Source organism: Photobacterium sp. R1 (genome assembly GCF_054600795.1).
Genome location: NZ_BAAHZP010000008.1, coordinates 206,718 through 231,353, shown reverse-complemented (window position 1 = coordinate 231,353; position 24,636 = coordinate 206,718). Strand labels below are relative to the sequence as shown.

The 24,636-nt window shown below is 51.9% G+C and carries 28 protein-coding genes; 15 read left to right on the top strand and 13 right to left on the bottom strand.

Going from position 1 to position 24,636, the window contains the following annotated elements; translation table 11 throughout:
• Positions 1-4 precede the first annotated feature (4 nt).
• The 5 genes from ACYP03_RS15305 to ACYP03_RS15285 all read right to left on the bottom strand — a co-directional run bounded on the left by ACYP03_RS15305 (position 5) and on the right by ACYP03_RS15285 (position 3,816).
• The gene (locus ACYP03_RS15305) at positions 5-325 is read right to left on the bottom strand and encodes a hypothetical protein (protein WP_459780771.1); all 321 of its coding nucleotides are present in this window, start codon (positions 323-325) and stop codon (positions 5-7) included.
• A gap of 112 nt (positions 326-437) precedes the next feature.
• Positions 438-746 (bottom strand): hypothetical protein, encoded by a 309-nt coding sequence (locus ACYP03_RS15300; protein WP_330961516.1) that lies wholly within the window; start codon positions 744-746, stop codon positions 438-440.
• A gap of 251 nt (positions 747-997) precedes the next feature.
• Positions 998-1,597: a TetR/AcrR family transcriptional regulator gene (locus ACYP03_RS15295; RefSeq protein ID WP_459780770.1), complete on the bottom strand. Its 600-nt coding sequence runs from the start codon at positions 1,595-1,597 to the stop codon at positions 998-1,000.
• Between the two features lie 24 nt (positions 1,598-1,621).
• Positions 1,622-3,064 carry a coniferyl aldehyde dehydrogenase gene (locus ACYP03_RS15290; RefSeq protein ID WP_459780769.1) on the bottom strand — a complete coding sequence of 481 codons (1,443 nt, stop codon included), beginning with the start codon at positions 3,062-3,064 and terminating at the stop codon, positions 1,622-1,624.
• 158 nt (positions 3,065-3,222) lie between these two features.
• On the bottom strand, positions 3,223-3,816 hold the full coding sequence (locus tag ACYP03_RS15285; protein ID WP_459780768.1) for a tRNA-uridine aminocarboxypropyltransferase: 594 nt from the start codon (positions 3,814-3,816) through the stop codon (positions 3,223-3,225).
• 75 nt (positions 3,817-3,891) lie between these two features.
• Here ACYP03_RS15285 and ACYP03_RS15280 point away from each other — a divergent pair, with 75 nt between their 5' ends.
• Positions 3,892-4,350 (top strand): EVE domain-containing protein, encoded by a 459-nt coding sequence (locus tag ACYP03_RS15280; RefSeq protein ID WP_248144549.1) that lies wholly within the window; start codon positions 3,892-3,894, stop codon positions 4,348-4,350.
• Positions 4,351-4,425: 75 nt separating this feature from the next.
• Here the strand turns inward: ACYP03_RS15280 and ACYP03_RS15275 are convergent, their stop codons facing one another.
• Entirely contained in the window at positions 4,426-5,223 is a 798-nt protein-coding gene (locus ACYP03_RS15275) for a Cof-type HAD-IIB family hydrolase (protein ID WP_248144548.1), read from the bottom strand.
• A 168-nt stretch (positions 5,224-5,391) separates the two neighbouring features.
• Positions 5,392-6,435 carry an alpha/beta fold hydrolase gene (locus tag ACYP03_RS15270; protein WP_459780766.1) on the bottom strand — a complete coding sequence of 348 codons (1,044 nt, stop codon included), beginning with the start codon at positions 6,433-6,435 and terminating at the stop codon, positions 5,392-5,394.
• 167 nt (positions 6,436-6,602) lie between these two features.
• On the opposite strand from ACYP03_RS15270, the gene ACYP03_RS15265 reads away from it, so the two are divergent.
• A complete protein-coding gene (locus ACYP03_RS15265) occupies positions 6,603-7,823 on the top strand; it encodes an EAL and HDOD domain-containing protein (protein ID WP_371929386.1) in 1,221 nt (406 codons plus the stop codon).
• A 69-nt stretch (positions 7,824-7,892) separates the two neighbouring features.
• On the opposite strand, the gene ACYP03_RS15260 is transcribed toward ACYP03_RS15265, so the two are convergent.
• Positions 7,893-9,488, bottom strand: coding sequence for an AbgT family transporter (locus ACYP03_RS15260; RefSeq protein WP_459780765.1), 1,596 nt, complete (start codon positions 9,486-9,488; stop codon positions 7,893-7,895).
• Positions 9,489-9,914: 426 nt separating this feature from the next.
• Here ACYP03_RS15260 and ACYP03_RS15255 point away from each other — a divergent pair, with 426 nt between their 5' ends.
• Positions 9,915-10,919 carry an acyltransferase gene (locus ACYP03_RS15255; RefSeq protein WP_459780764.1) on the top strand — a complete coding sequence of 335 codons (1,005 nt, stop codon included), beginning with the start codon at positions 9,915-9,917 and terminating at the stop codon, positions 10,917-10,919.
• 13 nt (positions 10,920-10,932) lie between these two features.
• On the opposite strand, the gene ACYP03_RS15250 is transcribed toward ACYP03_RS15255, so the two are convergent.
• Positions 10,933-11,262 carry a DUF2500 domain-containing protein gene (locus ACYP03_RS15250; protein WP_248144544.1) on the bottom strand — a complete coding sequence of 110 codons (330 nt, stop codon included), beginning with the start codon at positions 11,260-11,262 and terminating at the stop codon, positions 10,933-10,935.
• A gap of 162 nt (positions 11,263-11,424) precedes the next feature.
• Between ACYP03_RS15250 and ACYP03_RS15245 the strand changes: the two genes are divergently transcribed.
• Entirely contained in the window at positions 11,425-11,790 is a 366-nt protein-coding gene (locus ACYP03_RS15245; protein WP_330961524.1) for a DUF4145 domain-containing protein, read from the top strand.
• Positions 11,791-12,189: 399 nt separating this feature from the next.
• Here the strand turns inward: ACYP03_RS15245 and ACYP03_RS15240 are convergent, their stop codons facing one another.
• Complete coding sequence (locus tag ACYP03_RS15240) at positions 12,190-12,414, bottom strand: hypothetical protein (protein ID WP_459780763.1); 225 nt, start codon at positions 12,412-12,414, stop codon at positions 12,190-12,192.
• 348 nt (positions 12,415-12,762) lie between these two features.
• Between ACYP03_RS15240 and ACYP03_RS15235 the strand changes: the two genes are divergently transcribed.
• Positions 12,763-13,389, top strand: coding sequence for a lysoplasmalogenase (locus ACYP03_RS15235; RefSeq protein ID WP_248144542.1), 627 nt, complete (start codon positions 12,763-12,765; stop codon positions 13,387-13,389).
• A 24-nt stretch (positions 13,390-13,413) separates the two neighbouring features.
• Entirely contained in the window at positions 13,414-13,731 is a 318-nt protein-coding gene (locus ACYP03_RS15230; RefSeq protein WP_459780762.1) for a putative signal transducing protein, read from the top strand.
• Between the two features lie 63 nt (positions 13,732-13,794).
• On the opposite strand, the gene ACYP03_RS15225 is transcribed toward ACYP03_RS15230, so the two are convergent.
• Both ACYP03_RS15225 and rsmD read right to left on the bottom strand, forming a co-directional pair.
• Positions 13,795-14,061: a DUF1145 domain-containing protein gene (locus ACYP03_RS15225; RefSeq protein ID WP_036750385.1), complete on the bottom strand. Its 267-nt coding sequence runs from the start codon at positions 14,059-14,061 to the stop codon at positions 13,795-13,797.
• A complete protein-coding gene (gene rsmD, locus ACYP03_RS15220) occupies positions 14,058-14,663 on the bottom strand; it encodes a 16S rRNA (guanine(966)-N(2))-methyltransferase RsmD (protein WP_459780761.1) in 606 nt (201 codons plus the stop codon). Before rsmD ends, ACYP03_RS15225 begins: the two co-directional genes overlap by 4 nt.
• 176 nt (positions 14,664-14,839) lie before the next feature.
• Between rsmD and ftsY the strand changes: the two genes are divergently transcribed.
• The 8 genes from ftsY to glpD all read left to right on the top strand — a co-directional run bounded on the left by ftsY (position 14,840) and on the right by glpD (position 23,218).
• Positions 14,840-16,144 (top strand): signal recognition particle-docking protein FtsY, encoded by a 1,305-nt coding sequence (gene ftsY, locus ACYP03_RS15215; RefSeq protein ID WP_459780760.1) that lies wholly within the window; start codon positions 14,840-14,842, stop codon positions 16,142-16,144.
• 2 nt (positions 16,145-16,146) lie between these two features.
• Entirely contained in the window at positions 16,147-16,815 is a 669-nt protein-coding gene (gene ftsE, locus ACYP03_RS15210; RefSeq protein WP_330961529.1) for a cell division ATP-binding protein FtsE, read from the top strand.
• Complete coding sequence (ftsX, locus tag ACYP03_RS15205) at positions 16,805-17,731, top strand: permease-like cell division protein FtsX (protein ID WP_459780759.1); 927 nt, start codon at positions 16,805-16,807, stop codon at positions 17,729-17,731. Before ftsE ends, ftsX begins: the two co-directional genes overlap by 11 nt.
• A 147-nt stretch (positions 17,732-17,878) precedes the next feature.
• Positions 17,879-18,739 carry an RNA polymerase sigma factor RpoH gene (gene rpoH, locus ACYP03_RS15200; protein WP_459780758.1) on the top strand — a complete coding sequence of 287 codons (861 nt, stop codon included), beginning with the start codon at positions 17,879-17,881 and terminating at the stop codon, positions 18,737-18,739.
• 569 nt (positions 18,740-19,308) lie between these two features.
• Positions 19,309-19,635: a thiosulfate sulfurtransferase GlpE gene (gene glpE / locus ACYP03_RS15195; protein ID WP_330961530.1), complete on the top strand. Its 327-nt coding sequence runs from the start codon at positions 19,309-19,311 to the stop codon at positions 19,633-19,635.
• 49 nt (positions 19,636-19,684) lie between these two features.
• The gene (gene glpG, locus ACYP03_RS15190; RefSeq protein ID WP_248144533.1) at positions 19,685-20,536 is read left to right on the top strand and encodes a rhomboid family intramembrane serine protease GlpG; all 852 of its coding nucleotides are present in this window, start codon (positions 19,685-19,687) and stop codon (positions 20,534-20,536) included.
• 124 nt (positions 20,537-20,660) lie between these two features.
• Positions 20,661-21,425: a DeoR/GlpR family transcriptional regulator gene (locus ACYP03_RS15185; RefSeq protein WP_248144532.1), complete on the top strand. Its 765-nt coding sequence runs from the start codon at positions 20,661-20,663 to the stop codon at positions 21,423-21,425.
• A gap of 278 nt (positions 21,426-21,703) precedes the next feature.
• Positions 21,704-23,218 carry a glycerol-3-phosphate dehydrogenase gene (glpD, locus tag ACYP03_RS15180; RefSeq protein ID WP_459780757.1) on the top strand — a complete coding sequence of 505 codons (1,515 nt, stop codon included), beginning with the start codon at positions 21,704-21,706 and terminating at the stop codon, positions 23,216-23,218.
• A gap of 63 nt (positions 23,219-23,281) precedes the next feature.
• Here glpD and ACYP03_RS15175 read toward each other — a convergent pair whose 3' ends face one another.
• Positions 23,282-23,689, bottom strand: a complete 408-nt coding sequence (locus tag ACYP03_RS15175) for a flagellar basal body-associated protein FliL (protein WP_459780756.1) — start codon at positions 23,687-23,689, stop codon at positions 23,282-23,284.
• Positions 23,690-24,016: 327 nt separating this feature from the next.
• Between ACYP03_RS15175 and ACYP03_RS15170 the strand changes: the two genes are divergently transcribed.
• On the top strand, positions 24,017-24,628 hold the full coding sequence (locus ACYP03_RS15170) for a chorismate--pyruvate lyase family protein (protein WP_459780755.1): 612 nt from the start codon (positions 24,017-24,019) through the stop codon (positions 24,626-24,628).
• The last annotated feature ends 8 nt before the right edge of the window (positions 24,629-24,636 follow it).

Sequence of the window (24,636 nt, the reverse complement as noted above, 5' to 3'; positions counted from 1 at the left end):
TTGATTATTCGAGGTATATATCTTTCACCTTAAACCAGTTTCCTTCACAACCTTCAATTGTAACAGTCACCCGGAGGCTCGCTGTTTTTGCTGCCAGTATCGCCGATTGAATTGCACTATCTGCTACTCGAAGTCCGGCCCATCCATTTGAGTTTGGGCATTGATTGTCTCCTTTGGCTCTTGGAAAACCGTTTTGAAGCTGTAATGCGATAGCGCCTTCAGGATTCACATAGACTTTGCTGATAACGCCGTTATCTTGAGAATAATTCGCAGCAAAGCTATTCAGGCTTAATAGCGAACATAAAAGAATGGAAAGCTTTTTCATGAAGATACTCTTTAGTCTAAATTAGTTTGCATGGTGTTCAGTGTAGTTGAACTAAAAATGTAATATTCAAAAGACAGTAGTGAATGTTTTTGTTGATTTTTCAGTTTCAGATTTAAGGCAGGTAAACTCCAACAATATTGCCCTGGCTCTGCGGGTTACAGCCTTCGTAACGAATAATCACGGGTTTATTGGCTGTTTGAGCGGTTAGCAAAATGGAAACAATGGCATCATATTTCGGATGAGTTGGGGATAGGTAATATCTGATATTCGAACAGCCATGTGCTAAAAGGTCGATATATGTATTGCCATGTAAGTCATAGACATGAAGATTTTTCGGAACTGCTGCTGGTGTGGAGGTTGGTTCAGCAGATACGCTGAATGTACTGAAAATAAATGTTGAAATTAATGCGAGTTTTTTCATGATATCTTCCTTTTGATATTTAATTTGTGCGTAGAGTGCGGTCATTTTTAAAATGAATCATGACATGGAAAATCTGAATTATATCAGGTGGTGAAATGAAAATATTGATGGGAGTTCAATTTATGTCTTCACATGATTTGTTAATTTTATCGACTCTTTGTTACGGTTGATTCATCAATACAGTTAAAAATAATTTGATCTTCAACAGAGCTATTCATCAGAGAATTTCCCAGCTGAATTTTCAAGGCAAGTCAGCGACGCGCCATACCATACCAGAGCATATCAAAGGCTGTCTGTAGGCAGGCAGGATCAATGGCAAGCTCGGGCTGCTCAGTAAAAAGGCTGACGGTTGATAAGAACTGGCTGTGACAGGTATTGAGGATCAGTGCCTGTGGCCAGTCGGCCAAGATGCCTTCACTTTGGCCTTGCGCGATGAGTTGTGGCAGTAAAGGCAGCGCCAGACTCAGCATGGCATGCTGCTGACTGAGTGGGTATTGCGGATCGTTTGCGAGTTGACGAAGGAACTGAAACTTCTGCGGATGGCTTAGTCCCCATTGAATCGCAGCCTGCCAGAGATGAATCAATTGTTCACGCAGAGCGAGGCTTGAGTCCGGCGGTGTGATTGCCTGTGCCATTTCTTCCTTGATACTCAGATGCAGCGCTTCGACCAGTGCTTGTTTATTGGCGAAATGATGAAACAGGGTACCATTGGCAACACCGGCTGTTTTAGCAATTTTAGCGGTTGCAGTGGCCTGGATACCCTGCTCGATGAATAAGTGCAGGGCGGCGTCTAACAGCTGTTGTTTCTTCGTCTGGCTCATCTGGCGTTTGTCATCGGAATGCTGGCTCAATGGGAGAGCCAGCATAATACAGGATCAACGCAGGAAGAAAGTCATCATGGCTTTTTGGAGCATCGCTTTCCAGCCCGTGTAAGGCGGCATCACCAGTTTGGCTGTATTAATTTTGCCCCGGGTCAGGACAGTTTTCGCCTTTGAGAAGGTCAGAAAACCTTCTTTGCCATGATAGTGCCCCATGCCAGACGGGCCGATCCCACCAAAAGGCGCGTCATCGGCTGCCACATGAAAGATAGTGTCATTAATTGCCATACCACCTGCATGTATGTTGTTTTTGACCTGTGTTTGCAGCGCAGCATCGTGCGTCATCAGATACAGCGCCAGTGGTCTGGGCCGCTGTTGAATGTAAGAAAGCGCTTCTTCGATGGTACGATAGGTGATGACGGGCAACAGCGGGCCGAAAATTTCTTGCTGCATCAGCGTCAGGTTTTCATCCGGATTCAGCAGCAAATGCGGCACCATGCGATGTGCTTTATCGTCTAGTGCTTCGGTATGCGCCGGTTCGATGACCACGTTTTGGTGACGGGCTTCTTCAAGCCACAGATTCAGACGGTCAAACTGACGTTGATTCACAATGGAGGTGAAGTCGCGGCTGTGGACCCCTTGCGGATACATGGCCACAAATTGTTGCTTAAATTCAGAGATGAACTCTTGTGCTTTGTCTTCAGGAACCTGGACATAGTCTGGGGCCACGCAGATCTGGCCGGCATTAAGGCATTTTCCGAAAATCATCCGCTCCACAGCGTGCGCTATATCGGCATCCGGAGCGATCAGGGTCGGAGATTTGCCGCCCAGCTCCAGTGTGACCGGGGTGAGATTTTCAGCAGCGGCACGCATGACATGGTGGCCGACGGCGGTGGAGCCAGTGAACAGCAGATGATCGAAAGGCAATCGGGTAAAGGTGGCTGCCACGTCAGCTTCACCTTCAATGACGGCGACCTGAGCGTCCTCAAACAAGCTCGCCAGAAGGGAGCTGAGAATTTTGTTGGTGGCCGGGGTAAACTCGCTGAGTTTGATCATTGCCCGGTTCCCGGCAGCCAGCGCCGAAATCAGCGGACCGAGGCTGAGCATCACCGGAAAATTCCAGGGTACGACAATGCCAACCACTCCCAGTGGCTGGTAAATCACTTCCACTTTAGCCGGCATCAGCAGCAGCCCGGCGTGACGGCGCGAGGGGCGCATCCATTTTTTCAGGCGCTTAAGGGTGTAATTGATTTGCATGACGCAGGGCAGGATATCGCTGATGAGCGTATCCTGATGGCTGCGGTGACCGAAATCTTGCGCTAAAGCCTCACACAGCGCTTCTTTGTTCTTCAGTAATGCTGTTTTGAGTTGTTTGAGGGCGGTGGCACGATTGGCATAGTCTGGCATCGGCTGCGCTGAAAATTCGCTGCGCTGATGGTTGAAGATATGCTGTAGCGTGAAGATATGCTGACTTTCCCTCGAGGCGGTGGCTACGGTCATCTTGATCTCCTGTCGGGCACCGGCCCTGATTTTATCTGGCAATGTTCGATGTGTAAGTTCAGCTCGGCACTGAAATACGAAAACCGACTGACTAGTCGGTTAAATATAGGGGGCTTTGTCAGGCAGCGCAAGAAATGACCAGAATCCGGCGCAAAAAATTAGCGGGTGTGGCCACTTTTTTCTGCATGGAAGATGTGCAGGAACGTCTCGAAATAGTGCTGTAAGGCGCGGGCATCTTCATGCGCTTCCAGCAAATTCAGCAGGGCGATGCCGGTTTCACAGGTGCAGAGATTACCTGATTGCTGGTTGCGACGCAGAGCATAGGCCGACAGCTGGTCCGGGGTCAGGCTCAGCCGGGGTAAAGCGGCCAGCCAGGGACTTTTTCGCACCATCTTCCGAGCTTCCTGCCAGGTGGCATCCAGCAGGATGAACAGCGGAGTTTTGTCTGGGATTAGATGATAATCGGTGGCCGGATGATGGTCGTCGGCCGGAAACAGCAACCATGGCTGTACCTGCGGATCGGCGATCTGCCTCAGCAGATCATGGGGTGGTTCGGTGCGCGACCAGCAGATACGCTGACAATCGGGCAGGCTGCGTGCCATGAGCACACCGGTATTGCTGTCTTTGTCGAATTCTTTGCTGTGGGTCAGCAGGACAAAGCGAGCCTGACAGCGGAGCTTCGGCTCCGCATGACAAATACAATTGTAACGAAAGCCGCAGCGGGCACAGGTGTCTGGTGATTCAATGCGCATTGATAGTGATTGCTTGTGGTATTCTGAGCTTATGGTACTGCCCTGATACGATAAAATCACCCAACAGGATGCGATATGGCTTACTGGCTATTTAAAACAGAACCGGACACCTTTTCCATCGATACCCTCAAGCAGATGAACGTCTCCTGCTGGGAGGGTGTGCGGAATTATCAGGCGCGCAATATGATGCGGGATGAGATTAAGGTTGGAGACGAAGTCTTTATTTACCACTCGTCGTGCAAGGATATCGGTGTGGCTGGTATTGCGAAAGTGGTGCGTGAAGCTTACCCGGACCACTTTCAGTTTGATCCGGAAAGCCCGTATTTCGACCCGAAATCTGATCCTGCAAACCCGCGCTGGGTCATGGTGGATATTGAGTACGTCCGTCATCTGCGTCTAGTGCCGCTCAAGAAAATCAAGGCCAATGATGCCCTGCACGAAATGCCTTTGGTACAGCGCGGCAATCGTCTCAGCATCATGCCGGTGACGGCACAACAATGGCAGGAAATTCTGCGGATGACCGGGCAGTTTTAAGCAGGCTTCTGAAATGAAAACGCCGCCAGAAAGGGGATGTTGGCGGCGTTTGTATGCATTGACGAATCCGTTGGTTTACAGCAGATGATCAGCCAGATAGTGCGCGACGGCTTCGTCTGCACAGGAACCGATGACTCCGTTCTCTGGCAGTGCGGCCATCACTTTATGGTGGGCAGTGCCCATCACCAGCCCTTTCCCCGCCATGGTCAGCATTTCTACATCGTTCATGCCGTCGCCGAATGCGATGCAGTCTTTGAGTTCGTAGCCTTTTGCCAGCGCCACGGCTGCCAGAGCATGACCTTTTGAGACTCCGATATCCATCACTTCCAGGCACCAGGGGGTGGAGAAGGCAATATTGGCGCGGTCACCGAATACGGCACGGAACTTGTCTTCCAGCACCACCAGTTTGTCGTGATCTTTGTCGTCGCGGGTAAAGAAAACCTTGGCTACGCCTTCAAGCGGCGGATTTTCGACGTCAAACAACTGATATGTGAAAGTTTTGTGGAAATCGCGCAGGTACGGATCTTCCACATTCAACAGCCAGTCGTCATTCCGGTAGAGGTGAATACGCAGATCAGGCTCATCTTTGGTGAGTGCCATCAGGCCAAGAATGATTTCTGGCTGGACGTCCTGACGGAACACTTCCTCTCCGTCACAGGTATGGACCCGGGCGCCGTTCGACGTGATCATGTAGGCCGGAATGCCCAGCTTTTCGCGCATTTCGGCAACATCCACATGGTGGCGGCCGGTTGCAAAGACAAAATCTGTTCCCTGATGATGAAGCTGCTGAAGTACCTCTTTGGTAAAAGGAGCAATCTGGTGGTCCGGGGTCAGCAGGGTACCGTCGAGATCGGAAGCAACAATTTTATACATGGCACGTCTCTGTTGTCTGATGGTGTCCGGCTGCGCGCTGTGCCGAGCCGGTTGATTGATATCAGCAGTGTAAACCAGAATGAGCCTCAGAAAAGAGGCTATTCTGCGGCATTATTTTTTTCCGCTATTTCTGCTGCGCTGTGTCCGGGTATCAACCAGGCCAAGCCATCAGCCTGCCTGGCTGCTGGCGGCCAGCGACGCTTCAGTCTTGCTGTCACTATAGTGGGAAAAATGTGCCAGAATTGCTTCGATTGCGGGGCTTCTGAAGCGATCCTCTTCGAACAGAACCTCATGTCGCGCCCCCTGGATGACCTTGAGATGGCAGTGGCCGCCGCCTTGCTGGATCCGCTGACAGAACACATTCTGCGCCCGGTTGTCGACGATGGTGTCCTCGCTGTTCTGCAGCAGCAGCACCGGGCAGCGGATTTGACCAGCCAGTGCGACGGCCTGACGTGCCGCGGCCAGTGCCTGCCACACCCAGCGGGAACTGGGGCCGCCGAGTTTGAAATTCGGGTTTTCTTCGTAGAGCTGCCGGAACCAGTCATACCGGCACCGGCTCTGGCTGAGCGGGTTATCGGCAAACGGTTTGGGGTAATAGGGGACCTGACCCGGCGCGTAACCGGGCTGACGCTGCAACTGCTCCGCCACCCGCGCCAGCGGTGACGCGATAGGTTTCATCCAGTGGCTGATTTTGATGCCGTGCATCGGGGCACTCAGGGCAGCGGCGTCAAAAAAATCCGGGTGCTGTGCCAGATACAGGCTGACGACGGTGCCTCCCATAGAATGGCCCAGAATGAAATGCTGCCGGTAGACGGCGGGTTTGACAACGGTTTCAATCAAGGTGTTCAGGTCTGCCACATAATCGGAAAACTCTTCCACATGGCCCAGCTGGGTATCCGTCGCCATCCGGCCTGAACAGCCCTGACCGCGGTGATCCAGGGCGAACACATCATAACCTTGCCGGGTCAGTTCCCAGCATAGCTCCTGATATTTGTGGAAGGTCTCAATCCGGCCATTGACCAGAACAATCACCTTGTCCTGACTGAATCCTGTCAGGCTCATCCAGGCGATGGGGATCCCAGAGACCCCTTCAAAATGTCCCTGATTCCTGTGTGCCCAGCATTCTGCTACCGGACCGGCCATGGTCTCGGAGAAGTTGGGTTCCATGCTTAATACCTCGTGGTTGAGGGAAAGTGTTTTACCTTGCGTCATGGGAAGCGTGTCCAACATTTATCAGCTATGCCTGGCGGCATATAGGAATTCGTAATATGTTCCAGTATAACGTAAAGTGTTGATGGTTTTGGATGCGACATCCAGACGGATGTCTTTCTATTATTGTTATTGTCATCCATCTGACTAAGGTCATTACTATTCCGGATATGTATGCCTACGTAGCTCGTCAGCCTATATTGAACCGCCAGCAGCGTACGGTGGGGTATGAGCTTTTGTTCCGTGACGGGGAGCAGAATGCATTTCCCCAGATCGAAGCAAACACGGCGACCAGTCGGTTACTGGTGGAAAACTATATGGCTGTCGGAGATGATCTGGCGACGGCCAGTCAGCGAACCTTTATCAATTTTCCCCATGACAGCCTGATTAAGCTGATGCCTTTGCTGCTGCCGCGGCAAAAAGTTGTGATTGAAGTCCTGGAAACCTGCGTTCCGGACGACGAGTTACTGGCGGCAGTCCGTCATCTGCACAAACAGGGCTATACCATTGCGCTGGATGACTTTGAGCTGGATCCGGCGTGGCAGCGCTTCCTACCCTTTGTTCATCTGATTAAGCTCGATTTTATCAAGCTGGGCTGCCAGCAGGCATGTGCCTTTGTCGCCAGTCAGAAAAGCCGGCGACTGAAGTTTCTGGCCGAGAAGGTCGAAACCCGGGAAGAGTTTGAGGCTGCCAAAACTGCGGGTTTTCACTTGTTCCAGGGCTATTACTTCAGCAAACCCGAGCTGTTGAAAAACCGTCAGGTGACGCCTGAAACGCTGACCACACTGCGATTACTGCGGGAAATCAGCCGGACGCCGGTGGATTTCAAACGCGTGGAGCGCATTATCTCCAGCGATGTCTCGCTGTCTTATCTGCTGCTGCGCTATGTGAATTCGGCCGCCCACCGCACGCTGTCGCCGATTGGCAATTTTAAACAGGCACTGGTGTATCTCGGGGAAGAGAAAATCAAACTCTTTGTGTCTGTGGTGGCTGCTGCACATGCTTCCATCCGCAAACCCCGGGAACTGTATATTTTGTCGTTGCAACGGGCCCGGATGTGCGAGGAACTGGCGCGGGGCAGCGGGATCCGCCTGAACAGTGATCAGGCCTTTCTGGCTGGTATATTCTCTCTGCTGGATGCGTTGCTGGACAAACCACTGCCGAAGCTGCTGGAGCTGCTGCCATTGTCGGAAGAGGTACACAGTGCGCTGCTCAACCGGGAAGGAGAGCTGGGGGACATTCTGAATCTGCTGGATGCCTATGATAATGCGGACTGGGAGATGACTGCCCGCTACTGTCAGAAACTGGGCGTGAAAGAAGCACAGGTGGCGAATGTTTATCATCAGACCCTGCACTGGCTGACCAGCTACCAGATCCCTTATCAGAAGTAGTTTCAGGCAAGACCTGAAAAGAGGAAAAAACAATCCGGGCACTGGGCCCGGTTTGTTGTTCTGGCAGCATTAACCGCCGACGGTGTAGTAAGTCGCGGCACCCGGGCCGACCGGGATACCCAGGATGAAGACCCAGATGTAGAACATCAGACTCCAACCCACGATAAAGACCATGGAGTACGGCAGCATCGTGGCAATCAGAGTACCCAGGCCCAGATTTTTCTGGTAACGGGTAGCCACGGCCAGGATCATTCCGAAGTAGCTCATCATGGGGGTGATGATGTTGGTCACGGAGTCGCCGATCCGGTATGCCGCCTGAATGGTTTCCGGTGCATAACCGACCAGCATCAGCATCGGGACAAAGATCGGAGCTGTGACGGCCCATTGGGCAGAAGCGGAGCCGATCATCAGGTTGATGAAGCCACACATCAGGATAAAGGCAAAGAACAGCATCGGACCGGTCAGACCGATCGACTGCAGGAAGTCAGCACCGGCAACGGCAAAGACCTGCCCAAAGTTGGTCCACTTAAAGAAAGCGACAAACTGAGCGGCGAAGAAGACCAGTACGATGTAGATGCCCATTGAAGACATGGACTTTGACATTGCATCGATCACGTCGCGATCGGTTTTCATGGTGCCGACCACTTTGCCGAAGGCAAAACCCGGAATGGCAAAGAAGACAAAGATGAATGCCACAATCCCTTTCAGGAACGGTGAGCCGGAGATCAGCCCGGTTTCCGGATGACGCAGAATGCCGTTTTCCGGCACGATGGTCAGCGCCAGCACGACAGAAACAGCCAGCGTTGCCAGTCCGGCCACTTTCAGACCTTTCTTCTCCAGAGCTGTCAGCTCGCCCATTTTGTCCTGGCCCAGATCATCACTGGCATCCCCGGCATTGTAGGTACCCAGCTTCGGCTCAACGATTTTCTCGGTCACAAATGCGCCCATGATCGTGATCGCGAAAGTGGAGGCGAACATGAAATACCAGTTTACTTCGGGACCAACTTCATAGGTCGGATCGATCATCTGCGCTGCCGTTTGGGTGATACCGGACAGCAGCGGGTCAACGGTACCCAGCAGCAGGTTTGCGCTGTAGCCCCCGGATACCCCGGCAAAGGCAGCTGCCAGACCAGCCAGCGGGTGGCGGCCCAGCGAATGGAACAGCATGGCTGCCAGCGGGATCAGAACCACATAACCTAATTCGGCTGCCGTGTTCGAGATGATACCGGCAAAGACGACGACCAGCGTGACCATGCGGCGGGATGCGCCCATGACCAGACCGCGCATTGCAGCAGAAAGTAAGCCAGAATGTTCTGCAATGGCGACACCCAGCATGGCAACCAAGACGGTGCCCAGTGGCGCGAAACCGGTGAAGTTTTTCACCAGGTTGGCCACAATCATTTGCAGGCCTTCTGCGTTCAGCAGGCTGACCACATGGATCAGGCCGTCAGCAGAGCGGCCCGGAGCTCCTTCAGGTCGCGGGTCAGGGACTGACACACCGAAATAACCGGCAATCCCTGAAGCGAGCAGAATCACCAGGCTGAACAGCGCAAACAGGGTGATTGGATGGGGCAGCAGGTTACCCAGCCACTCAACGGTGTCCAGAAAGCGCGTAAACAGCGTTTTTTTGGGATTTACTTGATTTTGTGAAGCACTGGAATGCATCACGACCTCCTTTTTCGTCATATACCCGTCTATGGGCGTCTTGTTTTAGGGGCGGGAGGTTACGCTATTGTTAATAGCCCAAACAAAATAAAAGTGTGTCAAAATATTTCATTTGTATGATTTATAACTGATGTTTTGCATTTCATCTGGTTTTTTATTCCTGTTTTTGTATGAGTTTTAAATCAAACCGCTTCGGGATATGTGTGTTGTTGTGTATTTGTAACGAAAGCAGGGCGGAACAGGAAAGATTCTTCTGTGCAGGAACGATGCTTCTTACTGTGATTTTCGTGATGCATATCACAACTGTGGGCTGTAAGGAATAAAACGCCATTCAAATTATCATTCTGTTAACATTAAGACAGGAGCTGGCGCCTAATCTGGACGACAAGCATCGGATGGGTGGTTCGCCATCGCAGAGAGGAGCCTATGCGGGAAAAGATTATCTTTATTGATCTATTACGCTGTGTCGCGGCAACAGCGGTGGTGGTGATCCATGTGCTTGGCCCTTATCGAGAATTGCTGGGGCAAATTCCCGATCATGCATGGATGACGGCCATCAGCTATAACAGTTTCAGCCGCTGGGCAGTGCCGGTCTTTATCATGATTACCGGGACACTGATGCTGAGTGACACCCGGCCGTTTGATTTGAATTATTACCTGAGGCGGCGCTTGGGTAAGGTGCTGGTGCCTTTTCTGGTCTGGTCGCTGTTTTATGCGTTTTTGTCAGGAGTAACCCCGGATGGGTTTCAGTCTGAGACTGCGCTGCATACCCTGGCTGAAATGCCGGAACATGAAACCTATTACCACCTTGGCTTCTTTTATTACTTTATTCCGCTGTATCTGGTGATCCCATTTTTTCAGGCTTGGGTGAAACGGGCTGACCCGACAGCCATCAAAGGCGTGACGTTCTTGTGGATGGTGGTGACAGGCTTATTTCTGCTCTTTATTGACGGTCCCTGGAGCCATCAGCTGGTGCTCTACAGCGGGTATTTGCTGTTGGGCTACAGTCTTTTCCGCTTTTCCTGGCCGACGCTGACCTGGCTGCTGCCGTTGGGCATCGCTGCCTTGTTACTGACGGATTACATGGTGATCCATAACAGCTTTTTGCTGGGTGAATATACCGTCGGACGCTGGTTATCGTACAAAACTCTCAATACAGTCATCATTGCAGCCATGGTGTTTGCGCTGTGCCGTTATCTGGCGGATAGACTGAGTGAGCAGACTTTGACGAAGCTGGCTTTTGTCAGTCGCTACAGCCTGGGGATTTATCTGCTGCACCCGCTGTTTCTGTGGCCGGTCAGAGCGTTTGATTTGTATTTTATCCACCCGGTGCTGATGATTCCTTTCTGGACACTGATCGCCGGAGGACTGGCGTTACTGGCCAGCTGGCTGCTCAGTCAGAGCCGGTTTACGGCCTGGCTGGTGCCCTGAAGACAATCTCAGCTCAGCGTTTCAGTGCGAAATGCATAAACTGTCTGCCCCGGTAGGTCAGGGTGCCGCAGTCACCGGGATTCAAGGCATGATAAAAGTGTACACCGACCTGAAATTCACGTTTGGGACCGCCTTTGAGAGGCTGAACATACAGCCAGTATTGTGCGTTGTCACCGTCAGTTGGATGTTCATCAACAGATAAACTTTGTTTATCAAGAATTTGTACCTCAATCTGCTTGTCAGCGGCATGATGGCCTGAAAGATGGCGGCGGTAGACGAAGACAAAGCTGGCAATGGCCAGACTCAGTAATACAGCCAGGATTAGAAACGGAAAAAATGGCATGGCGAACTCCTTCACTCTCAGGCTGCATTATGCTTGAGATGGGCCCGGATTGTCAGTGACGGCGTCAGGTGTTTGTGAGCGGGATTCTCACCAGACGGGTTTGCAAGGGGCTGATCTGCCTGTAAGGTTAAGAAAGAAGGTTTGTGTAGGGAGTAGTGGTTGGTGACGGATATTGAGTTAGTGGTGAGCCGCAGTCGTCGGCTTGAGTATTTACTGAAGCATCATTACCACGCAGAAGGTAAAGGGCTGCATCAGTTGATCACCAGCTGCGAAGAGCGATTGCCGCATGAGATTATTCCCTCGTTGCGTTATGTCGCGACCATCCGGAATAAAGTGGTGCACGAAGATGGTTTTGTGCTGGATGACAGCCGGGGGTTTCGCAAAGCCTGTCGTGCATGTGAGAAAGAACTGACGCCCCGGAGTGGTCGTCGGGTCTGGGCTGTTGTTGTAATGCTGGTCGTTGGGATGACAGCTCTGGCACTATGGTTTTACTCCAGTAACTGGCATTTGATCAAACTACGGCCTTAATCGTGTAGCGCTCTCTGTGATTGAACAAAAAAAGGTGCCTCAGGCACCTTTTTTTGTTTGGTAATCTTTAGTTTTTGCTTATTAAAGCACAGGCAGCAACATGAGACCGGCGACGACGGCGATCATGACAAGCCCTTGTTTTTGAGAGGAAGATAACATGGTGGTAGGCTCCTTACTGTTGCTGCTGGATTGATGGGGTCTAGAATATCACTTTTTTTACGGTTTGATCAAAGCGAAGGTGTGATATTTAGCAATAAATTTACTTTTAGTTGCCATAAATTCCATTGATTGTTCCAAGTAAACTGTCAGAAATGGCTTGTGTAAAAAACGATCAAAAAATCATCTCGACTCATTTTGTATGTTAATTTATTGTTTTTATTATATTTTTTTTATTATTTTTTATTGCGTGGTATTTTTGTCGTTAATTTCTTTCTTTTTATCGTTTGGATTTTGCTGTCGTCTGATTTTGGGTTGTTTTTGGTAATTTAGTTCTTGTTGATAAAGTCTGGTATACAGTGATTGAATAGTTTGCATACGCTTTCTGTCAGCGCTTGCCATTTTCTCTGTATCAATTGCATCAAAATGCTTAAAAGTCAGTGAATGGGTCTCTGTGATGAATTTCATAGCGGCATTTTCATTTATGTGTATGTTTTTATTTGATTTTTGTTGTTAGATTTGAACGTGATACCATTCGCTGATAGCGGTCTTTTTTGAAAAGATGTTACTGGTTTTTAAGGTAAGGCCCTGTCAGCTTAACTTCGCACGGGTATCACCAGGAAAGAAGACGCAATCGCTGAAACGGCGATGGGATAAGATGGATGAAAGTTGCCAGATTAATCCCAGGAAGAATAAGTTATGTGAAAGTGTGATAGATCACAGAGGTGAGAATTGGACGGGTGAAAGTTATTTCCGGGCTAGACAATCTCATCGGGCTTTTTACACTGTGACAGCTTTGATAACTCTGGTGGACATATGTGGGTCTGGTTAGCCGTCTCTTTTTCAGCTTTGCTGCATATCAATGCCGCTTATCGCGGTCCTCAGTGGCAGTTTTATCTCTTTAAGCCGTTTACAATCGTGTTGTTGCTGGCAACGGCTTTTCAGTTTGGCAGCGGTGATCTTTATCAGCAGGTGATTGTTGCCGGGTTGCTGTGCTCTGTGGTGGGCGATATCTTCCTGATGCTGCCCAAAGACAGGTTTGTTGCCGGCCTGACGAGTTTTCTGCTGGCGCATATTGTGTATTCTTTCGCATTCTGGGGAGAACTGGCGGCACCGATCGTCTGGTGGTTGCCGGCGTTGCTGGGCGGTGCCGGAATTATTGTGTATCTGCTGCTGTTGCCGTCTCTTGGCCGTCTGGCGATACCTGTGGCGGTTTATGTTGCCGTCATCCTGCAAATGACCTGGGCAGCCGGTGAGTACTGGCTTACCACGCGAACTGGCGCCGGGCTGGCCGCGTTTGCCGGAGCACTGATGTTTCTGGTCTCGGATACGCTGCTGGCGCTGGATCGTTTCCGGGGCAGCTTTCGTGCCGCGACGGGCAGTATTATGACGACTTATTATCTGTCCCAGTCATTGCTGGTCATCAGCGTTCTGCTACGCTGAATCTGAGCAGCAGAAGGACGGGGTATGGCATTCACCTGGCAGTCGGTTTACCGGGCTGGAAACAGCCTTGAAGCGCACACCCTCAAAGGTTTGCTGGAACATGCCGGGTTACGGGTTCGCCTGACGGGGGAAAACCTCAGTTCAGCAGCAGGTGAGCTGCCGGCAGATGTGGTGGAAGTGATGCTCTGGGTACCTGAGAATGAAATCATCCGGGCAAGAGAGCTGCTTGCTGGTTATGAAAAGGGCAGCCAGAAGAAATGGCAATGTCCGGATTGCGGTGAACTGAATGAAGGCCAGTTCGACTGGTGCTGGCAGTGCGGGACGGACAGACCGGAGAGCTGAGTCGCGATGGCCTGAATCGTACGAAGATAAAAGAAGGGTGCCTGATGGCACCCTTTGTTATGTTTACATCATGTGCTTGCGACGAATATCCAGCAAGGCGAATATCCCGAAGGCCAGAATGGACCACTTTTCCCACCGCCCCAAAGTCAGCTTATCGCCGAAGGCGCCGAGAAATATCAGCATTTGCAGGCCATGCATCGCCAGCAAAAAGGCCGTCATGATATAGAGTGCAATCGCAGCCACACCCGGAAACGGGTAGAACAGGTTAAGCAGCAGTACAGCCCAGACAAAACCGATTGCAATTTTGGCCAGTAGAATCAGCGTTTTCATAGTTCCTCTCTTTGATACAGCCGGTAGCTGACCTGACCTGCCGTTTTCTCTTTCAGCAGTTGCCAGTGTTCCGGGGTGTCAGGTAAGCCGAGCTCTTTCTCGGCTTCCAGATAAATCAGAGCCTCAGGTGCAAGCCAGCCGTTGGATTCCAGCAGGCGGAAGACATCCGACAGCATGTCACGGCGAAATGGCGGATCGATAAACACCAAATCAAAGGCGGTACCGGGATTGGCCAGATACGTCAGGGTATCTGTCTGGTGCAGCGTGGCCTGAGTCGTTCCCAGTGTGTCCAGGTTACGCTTGAGCTGACCGGCGGCTTTGCTGTCCAGCTCCAGCAGCGTCAGGTGGTCGGCGCCGCGGGACAAGGCTTCCAGTCCGAGACTGCCGCTGCCGGCAAACAAATCCAGGCATCTGGCACCATGGATTTCCGGTGCCAGCCAGTTAAAAACGGTCTCTTTGACACGGTCGGTGGTGGGGCGCAGCCCGGCGACATCATGGACCGGCAGTTTGCGTCCCCGCCAGCGGCCACTGATGATACGCACAAAGCCTCCCTGGCTGGGTTTGTTAGCCTTGTGTCCGGATTGTGTCTTACGTCTTGTCATACATTTCTTCGACCGTAGAGAAAGTGATAGTATACATGGGCCTGATTATCTTTGTGTTTGTCACTGTCGCCAGGTTACCCGACAGGGAGCACTGTACAGCAAATGCAAGCCCAAAGATAAACAGGCCATTTGTTTTCAGGCCGCAAATTGTATCAATCAATTTCCAGGATTTGCCAATGGCAGAAAAAAAGAAGCGCGGATTATTTTCATGGCTGGGTTTTGGCGCGGAAGAGCAGACCGAGCAACAGGAACAACAACAGCAGCAAGAAGTCGTTGAGGCTGAGCAGACTCAGGACGTTGCGACAGCCACTGAGACTCCGGAGGTCACAGCACCGGACGCAGAGCCGGCTGAAGATGTGACTCAGGCACAGCGTGAAGAAGCCCCGGAATTACCGGAGCAGAGTGCCCATCTGGATGTGGAAGCTCAGGCACAGGATCATCCGGTTGCTGAAGCAGAGCACCCGGTCGAAGCTGTGGCTGAGGAACAGCCTGAAGTACAACCTGAAACTGAAATTCCGGCAGTTGTTTCAGAACCAGCAGTACAGGAAAAGCCGCAGCGTGAAGGTTTTTTCAGCCGTTTGATGAAAGGCTTGAAGAAAACCCGAAATCAACTGGGCTCGGGCTTCTTCGGTCTGTTCCGCGGCAAGCAGATTGATGATGATCTGTTTGAAGAGCTGGAAGAGCAGCTGCTGGTGGCTGATGTCGGGATGGATACAACGCTCAAAATCATCGAAAGCCTGACGGAAAAAGCGGACCGCAAGCAACTGAAAGACGGCGAGGCCCTGTACGGTCTGCTGAAAGATGAACTCAGTGACATGCTGGCCAAAGTGGAGCAGCCGCTGGTGATCGATACCAGCCGTAAGCCCTACGTCATTTTGATGGTTGGCGTGAACGGCGTGGGTAAAACCACGACCATCGGGAAATTGGCGAAGCAGTTCCAGAGCCAGGGCCTGTCTGTCATGCTGGCTGCAGGAGATACATTCCGTGCCGCTGCTGTGGAACAGTTGCAGGTGTGGGGTGAGCGCAACAACGTGCCTGTGGTCGCGCAGCATACCGGGGCAGACAGTGCTTCCGTGATTTACGATGCCATTGAATCTGCTAAAGCACGCAAGGTGGATGCCGTGATTGCTGACACTGCAGGTCGTCTGCAAAACAAAGGCAATCTGATGGAAGAACTGCGTAAGATTGTCCGGGTGATGCAGAAGATCGACCCGCTGGCGCCGCATGAAATCATGCTGACGGTGGATGCCGGTACGGGTCAGAATGCGATCAGTCAGGCCAAGTTGTTCAGCGAAGTGGCACCGGTGTCTGGTATTACACTGACCAAGCTGGATGGTACCGCCAAAGGTGGTGTAATTTTCGCCATTGCCGATCAGTTCAACATTCCAATCCGTTACATTGGTATCGGGGAAGGCATTGAAGATTTACGTCCTTTTGCCGCCCAGGAATTTATTGAGGCACTGTTTAGCGACGAGGAATAAGCGTGATTCAGTTTCAGCAGGTCAGTAAAGCATACCGGGGTGGCCGACAAGCCCTGCAAAAAGTGAATTTTCACCTGGGTAAAGGTGAGATGGCCTTCCTGACCGGTCATTCCGGGGCAGGGAAGAGTACATTGCTGAAACTGATTGCAGCAATTGAGCGGCCGAGTGATGGCCGCATTTTCTTTAACGAGCATGACATCACCCGGATTGACAGTCATCAAATCCCCTTTCTGCGCCGCCATATCGGGATGATTTTTCAGGATCACCGACTGCTGATGGACAGAACTGTGTTTGAGAATGTCGCGCTGCCGTTGCAGATCGCCCAGTCTCCGCCCGGGGATGTGAAACGCCGGGTGTCTGCAGCGCTGGATAAAGTCGGCTTGCTGGATAAGGCGCAATGCCTGCCGATCCAGCTTTCCGGCGGGGAACAGCAACGGGTGGGGATTGCCCGTGCCGTTGTGAACAAGCCCCTGGTTGTCCTGGCGGATGAACCGACCGGAAACCTGGATGCAGATTTGTCTCAGCAGATGATGGCGCTGTTTGCTGAATTTAACCGGGTGGGCGTCAGCGTGCTGATGGCGACACACGACACGTCTTTATTGAACCGGCATACCTACCGTCGTCTGGATCTGCACAATGGCATGATGCGCGAGGTGACTTATGGCGCGTGAATCCCAAAGCTGGCTGGCGATGCAGCGACAGGTTTGTAAGCAGGCACTGACAGATTTGTGGCGTCGTCCGCTGGGGAATGTGCTGACTCTGGCCGTACTGACTGTGGCCCTGACGTTGCCGGCGTGCTTTTACATCGCCGCAAAAAATATCAGCATTGTCAGTCAGGCATGGCAGAATCCGACGCAGTTGACGGTGTATCTGGCTTCCGGCAGCGGTGATGCTGAAGCCCGTCAGTTGCTTGAGCGTGTGTCGGGCTGGCAGGAAGTCGCACAGACAGACTATATTTCACCTCAGCAGGGGCTGGAGGAATTTCGCAATCATGTCGGGTTTACCAAGGCTTTAAGTCTGCTGGATGAAAATCCGCTGCCTGCCGTGCTGGTGATTAAACCGACGGTGCAGTGGCAGAGCAGTGCCGCCGCAGCCCGGCTGGCTGAAAAGCTCAGAGATCAGGCAGGTGTGGATGATGTCAGACTCGACAGTGACTGGCTGCAGCGGCTTGAGGCCATTCAGCAGCTCAGTGTGTCCCTGGCGATGCTGATGGCCGGGCTGATGCTGCTGGCTGTGTTCCTGATTGTCGGAAATACGCTGCGTCTGCAACTGCAAAACCAGAAAGAAGCGGTTCAGGTGATGAAGCTGGTCGGTGCGACCAACACCTATATTCTGAGGCCGTTTCTGTATACCGGTGCATGGTATGGCTTATTGGCATCGGTCCTTGCGTTAGTGCTTACTACGCTGGTGTGCTTGATGATTGAAAGTGCAGTGGATAAACTGGCGCTGTTGTATGGCAGTGATTTTCATTTAACGGGCCTGGCTTGGGATGAATGCCTGTTGCTGATTATGTTGTCGTCGCTGCTTGGGGTTCTGGCTGCACGTCTCAGTGCTGGGAGGCACTTAAAAGAAATTGAACCAATCTGATGTAACGCACTCTACCTAGAGGATGTGCGCTTGCATTTTGTGCAGCAATACAGGCATTATTGTCGGTCAGGCAGCTTAATCACTGCCTGATTTACGTGAAAGTCCAGAGTAAAAGGCTCTGGCGATGAATCCACAGGGGTTGCTTGAATGACAAAAGAGATGACTTCATTAGCTTTAGTTTCTGCCGACAGTCTGGAAAGTTATATCCAGTCTGTGAACAGCTATCCGATGCTGACAGCTGAGCAGGAGCGCGAGTTAGCTGAGCGTCTGCATTATGAAGGCGATATTGAGGCTGCACGCGGTCTGGTATTGTCCCACCTGCGTTTTGTAGTCCATGTTGCCCGCGGTTATTCCGGTTATGGTCTGCCAATGGCTGATCTGGTACAGGAAGGAAACATCGGTCTGATGAAGGCCGTGAAGCGTTTCAATCCGGAAGTCGGGGTGCGCCTGGTGTCTTTTGCTGTTCACTGGATTAAAGCTGAGATTCATGAATACGTGCTGCGTAACTGGCGGATCGTCAAAGTGGCGACGACCAAGGCGCAGCGCAAGCTCTTCTTCAATCTGCGCAAAGCCAAAAAGCGTCTGGGCTGGTTCAACAATGAAGAAGTCGAAATGGTGGCAGAGCAGCTGGGAGTAGAGACCAGCGAAGTGCGCGAGATGGAATCCCGTCTTGCCGCGCAGGATGCAACGTTCGACATGCCAGTTGATGAAGATGAACGTGACAGCAGCTATGCGGCACCGGTGTACTTCCTGGAAGATAAGTCTTCGGATGTGGCACTCAGTTATGAGGAAAATAACTGGGAAAGCCATGCGAATAATCGTCTGTCAGTGGCATTATCGAACCTGGATGATCGCAGCCAGCATATTGTCCGCTCGCGCTGGCTGGATGATGACAAAGCGACGCTGCAGGATTTGGCGGATCATTATGGTGTTTCGGCTGAGCGTATTCGTCAGCTGGAGAAAAATGCCATGCGCAAACTGAAAGATGCTGTGGGTGAAGCCCTGTAAGGATCCAGACAAACGGATGATCCTGAGAGGCTTAGGATCTTTCCGGGAAACTGGATTTTCTATCCACAGTGTTATTGAATGAGAAAACCGGCTGATGGCCGGTTTTTTTGTTTCTGAAGTCAGGGAATACGGCGGGTTGCGGATCTCTGGTTACTTTTGTCGAGATGCTCGAAAATTATTATCCACAGTGTTTTCCATGATCTTTACTACATCTAGTGGATCCTCTTTGACTCCAACACATTATCAACGCTATTCACAGTTTTTTCCACAGATGGTGAAAGGATGATCAGTGAAAAAGGATGAGAAAACAGTGGCGAGGCTAAGTACGGAGTTTGTAAGGCGTATTCACGCTGGTCGGACACCAGCCGCCCCGGCTGATTTTTTCAAAGCTGTGAGTAACTGAGTGAGGTATACTGGCGGGCAGCATCCTGGCTGAGGTTTCCCCTGAAAATGATTCGGGTTTACCTTGTCTGATTTTGATCGATCCCTCTGAAAGGATCGTGCATTTTTCTGGTGACAGCCGAACGATCCGGGCTGTCGCCGATGATAAACACTGGAATGAGGCTTTCATGGAGCAGTTTGAACATATTTCTGTTGAGCAGGCGTACACATTAATTCAGCAGCCGGAGAGCCGCGCTGTGCTGGTCGATATTCGCGATCCTCAGTCCCATGCGTTGTCCCGTCCGGACGCTGCGTTTCACCTGACCAATGATTCCATCGTCCAGTTTATGGATGAGGTTGATTTCGACCAGCCGGTAATTGTCATGTGCTACCATGGGATCAGTTCACAGGGTGCCGCACAGTACCTGATCAATCAGGGATATGAGACGGTCTACAGCATGGATGGCGGATTTGAGGCCTGGCGCCGCGAATCTTATCCTTGTGTGGGTCAATGATCCGTCTCAGATCTGTGCCTGACATGTAACCGTTGAAAGGGAACCGAAAATGCAGCGAATTGCCGTGCTCGATAATCCCCGTATGGCGCAGGCTTTTATTGATTATATGGCCTCGCGCGGCATTGAGCTGAGACTGGCTTCGGAGCCTGGCGGGCAGTTTGCTATCTGGTTAGCGGATCTGCAGCATCAGGTGGAAACGGAAGCAGAATGGAAGCAGTTTGTCAGCCATCCGGATGATCAGAAATATCTTGCGGCTTCCTGGCAGGTCGCCCGCACGGGTTCTCAACCCCAGTTCAGGTATGAGAGCCCGAGTTTGATTGCGATGGTGAAAGCACAGGCCGGACCGGTCTGTCTGAGCGTCATGGTCCTGACCATCGTCATTTATGTCGGCTGGATATTGGGCTGGCAGCGGCCTTTATTTGACTGGCTGCACTTTCCGCTGATGCAAGGCGATGGGTGGGAACTCTGGCGCTATGTGTCACACAGCCTGCTTCATTTCTCATTACTCCATATTGTGTTTAATTGCCTGTGGTGGTGGATTTTGGGCGGGCAGTTAGAGCGTCACAGCGGTAGCGGGAAACTGCTGGAAATCTTTCTCCTGTCAGCGCTGATCTCCGGCATGGCACAGTTCTGGGTTAATGGCCCGAATTTCGGTGGCCTCTCTGGCGTCGTGTATGCGTTGATGGGCTATCTCTGGTGGCTGGGCTGGCTGGCGCCGTCACGGGGGCTGAGTATCCCGAACAATATTGTTGTCTTCATGCTGGTGTGGCTGGTACTGGGTTTTGCCGACATCCTCGGTATCAAGATAGCGAACATGGCTCATTTATTCGGACTGGTGACAGGCTGTTTACTGGCTTTTGTCGATGCACGTCTGCGCCACCCCGAGAATCAGGCGCAATGAGCTTTCCTTCAGGAGTGGGATCCCCTCTCTGGCAAGAGGCGGGATTGCCCAGTAAGATGAGCAGGCCGTGGATACCCGGGCATTACGGTTATTTGATCTTCGTTTATCAGGAGCAGTTACAGCAGTGAAGCAAAGCAAACGTCATCAGGAGATCGTCGATCTCGTGAAAACCCAGGGCTATGTCAGTACTGACGATCTGGTTGCCCGATTTCATGTCAGCCCGCAAACCATCCGCCGTGATCTGAACGAACTGGCAGAAGAGAATAAAATTCGCCGTCACCACGGTGGGGCGACGGTGCCGTCCAGTTCAGTGAATACCTCCTATACGACCCGGAAAGTGATGCAGCTGGCTGAGAAAGACCGGATAGCGCAGGCGATGGCCAAGCATATTCCGGATGGTGCAACCCTGTTTATTGATATTGGCACGACCCCGGAAGCTGTGGCCCGCGCCCTGCTGAACCATACCGATTTAAGGGTAGTGACCAACAACCTCAATGTTGCTGGTATCCTGACGGGTAAAGATGATTGCCGGGTGATTCTGGCCGGTGGCGAGGTGCGAAACCGTGACGGCGGTATCGTGGGTGAGGCCACGCTGGACTTTATTTCACAGTTCCGGCTCGATTTCGGCATTATCGGGATCAGCGGTATTGATCTGGATGGCTCATTGCTGGATTTCGACTACCATGAAGTCCGGGTGAAGCAGGCGATTATTGAGAACAGCCGTTGTGTCATGCTGGGCGTTGACCATACTAAGTTCGGCCGGAACGCGATGGTCAACCTTGGTGATATCAGTCAGGTGGATATGTTGTTCACCAATAAAACGCCGCCTGAGCCGCTGGCGAAGCGGATGGCGGAGCTGGAAACTCATCTCGAAATTATTTCCGACTGAAGATTTCAAATTTGAGCGTTTTCGCTCATTTGTGCTCAGACTGATCTCATATCTGCCCATGAATACTGACAAAGCTGCCCGAACAGGCAGCTTTTTTTGTGCGTATGATCATATTGGTGTCATATTTCGAGCATAAAAAAGATGATGTCGACGTCGTTTTTGTCTATATTGAGCGATATCGAACATAAAATCGAAATGATGACTTTCGAATGCATGTCCTAATATAAAGCAGAGAGGGATGCAGACGAGTCGATCAATGAAGGGTACAGGTGAAAGGCATGACAGCAGCAAATGAGATTCTGGACATCATCGTCGTCGGCGGTGGGATTAATGGTGCCGGTATAGCGGCCGATGCGGCAGGGCGTGGTCTCAAGGTCGCATTGTTTGAAGCTGAAGACTTTGCCTCGGCGACGTCATCGGCCAGTTCCAAACTGATCCATGGTGGTTTGCGTTATCTGGAGCATTACGAGTTTCGTCTGGTGGGTGAAGCTCTGGCGGAGCGTGAAGTATTGCTGCGAAAAATCCCGCACATTGCCAAGCCGATGCGATTCCGTCTGCCTCATCGCCCGCACCTGAGACCCGCCTGGATGATCCGTGCCGGTCTGTTCCTTTATGATCACCTGGGCAAACGCACGACGCTGCCAGGGAGTGAAGGACTGCGTTTTGGCAATGACTCGGCTTTGGTACCGGAAATCACCCGTGGTTTTGAATATTCCGACTGCTGGGTGGATGATGCCCGTCTGGTGCTACTCAATGCAATGGAAACTGCTGCCCGTGGCGGCGAGGTCCGGAACCGTTGCCGTGTCGAGAAAGCAGAGCGGGATGGCGACATCTGGCGCGTCACTGTCCTGGACAGCCTGACAGGTGAGCGATTTGTGCGCCGCTCACATGCGTTAGTCAACGCGGCTGGTCCATGGGTGAAAATATTCTATGATACCAGCCTGGAGACTCCGTCTCCGCGTAATATCCGACTGATTAAAGGTTCGCACATCGTGGTGCCTCGTGTGCATGATGAGCCTCAGGCCTATATCCTGCAGAATGAAGATCAGCGTATCGTGTTCGTGATTCCTTATCTGGACCGCTTCTCAATCATTGGGACCACAGATGTGGAATATCACGGCGATCCGCGTCAGGTCGCAATCGATGAAGACGAAATCCGCTACCTGCTGAAAGTGTACAACGCACACTTTAAACACAAGCTGCAACGGACGGATGTGGTGTGGACCTACTCTGGTGTGCGTCCGCTGTGTGATGATGAATCCGATTCACCGCAGGCCGTGACCCGGGACTACACCCTGGAACTGGAGCAGGAAGGCTCACAGCCGCCGCTGTTGTCTATTTTCGGCGGCAAGCTGACAACGTACCGGAAACTGGCCGAGGCAGCCTTGCGCAAACTGGCTCCTTTTTTCCCGAATATGGGCTCCGCCTGGACTGCCGATGCCTGTCTGCCGGGCGGGGAAGCGGGTTTTGACCTGTCGCGCTTAAGCCGCGAACTGCAGACTCGTCATGAGTGGCTGAATGTCTTCACAGCTGAGCGGCTGGCAACCAACTACGGCATCCTGTGCTGGCAGGTGCTGGACGGTGTGAATAGCGAAACCGATATGGGGCAGCATTTTGGTGAAGGCTTCTACGCCCGTGAGCTGGATTACCTGATGAATCATGAATTTGTGAGTAATGCAGAAGATGCCCTGTGGCGACGCAGCAAACTGGGTCTGTATCTGAACAGCGAACAACAGCAGGCGGTCGCTGAGTATATCGCGGCAAAGCGTGATGGTGCCCATGCTGCGGCATAAGATTTTAACGGGAAACTAAGAACAAAGGCGCTCATTGAGCGCCTTTGCTTTTTGGAAAGGGGTTTACTGATACAGATACTTGGTAAAGAGCAGTTCGGTCAGTAATTTTTGATTGGTTTCTGCAATCAGCAAATCATTCACTTTGTTCAGACATAGCTGACGAATGGCTTCACGGCCGGCCAGTGACTTGATTTTGGCTTCCGGTTGTTCGCCGATGATCTGAATAATGGCGTCCCGGATCAGTGGGGCGTGGTGTTCGACCAGCGGCAGAAAGTCAGGATCGGTAACCATCAGATCCACCTGCAGACGCAGGTAACCCAGCTTTTTGCCCTGGGTGGTGTAATTGGTGGTGATATCCGGCGTCAGCGTAAAATAGCTGTACTGCGGTGTACCGGATGGTGCTGCTTGAGCAAAAGCGGGCTGATTCAGGGTCAACAGCAGCACCGCAAAGGTCAGGAGTAGAGATTTCATCTTGCTATCCATCTGTGTCTGGGAAAAATCTGTTACCCAAGTGCCTACTTTGGCGAGGAATGATATTCCTGTCCGCGACGGCTTGCTACAATAGGGCATCATTCAATGTGATTGATTGAACACATTCTATCACCCTTTACAGGGGCTGTTGATCTTTTGGTAGTCAAATCCGCGCCGGATAATGCCGTTTTTGCAGCAGGTTATGATAACACGCTGTTGTATGGTACCTGGTTGTGTAACTCACGTTTTGTGCCTTGATCTGAAGGCGGTAAAAGTGGGCCCGGGATGAACCCCAAGGACAAGAGTTCCAGGAATTGAATTGGGAAGATGTCGAGATTCAAGCAGATTTATCAGCCTGCGCTGGACAGTGCCGACTGGCAGCTGGCGACGGCACTGCCGCCAGCTCAGGCCGGGCTGGAAAGCTGGCTCCATGAACAGGGTTCGCTGTCGCGCCGCTTTGCCCGCTATTGTCATCAGTTCAGCGTCCGCCTGCTGGGACAGCACCCGGTACGCGCCGGGGCGTTACAGCCGGGAGAACAGCAACTGCTGGGGGATGTGGATTGCCTGGAACGCAATGTTTTGCTGGAAGGTGACGGGATTCCCTGGGTATTTGCCCGGACACTGATCCCACTGCAGACCCTGACCGGTGATGAGCATGATCTGGCACAACTGGGTGAATTGCCGCTGGGTTACCGGGTGTTTACGGATCAAAGTGCCCGCCGGGATGCACTGCAGCTCGCGAAACTCAGTCTGGAAGGGCAGCCGCTGTGGGCGCGACGATCCCGCCTGTGGGTCAAGGAAAAACCTATGCTGGTGGCGGAGCTGTTCTTGGCCCCGGCGCCTGTCTATCAGGATGACGGCGAGCTGGGCTCGCCGTTCAAACATCATCTGTCAGTCGCTCATATTCAAAAGCCGGCGACAGGCTTCGAGCAAAAATAGGAGAACCT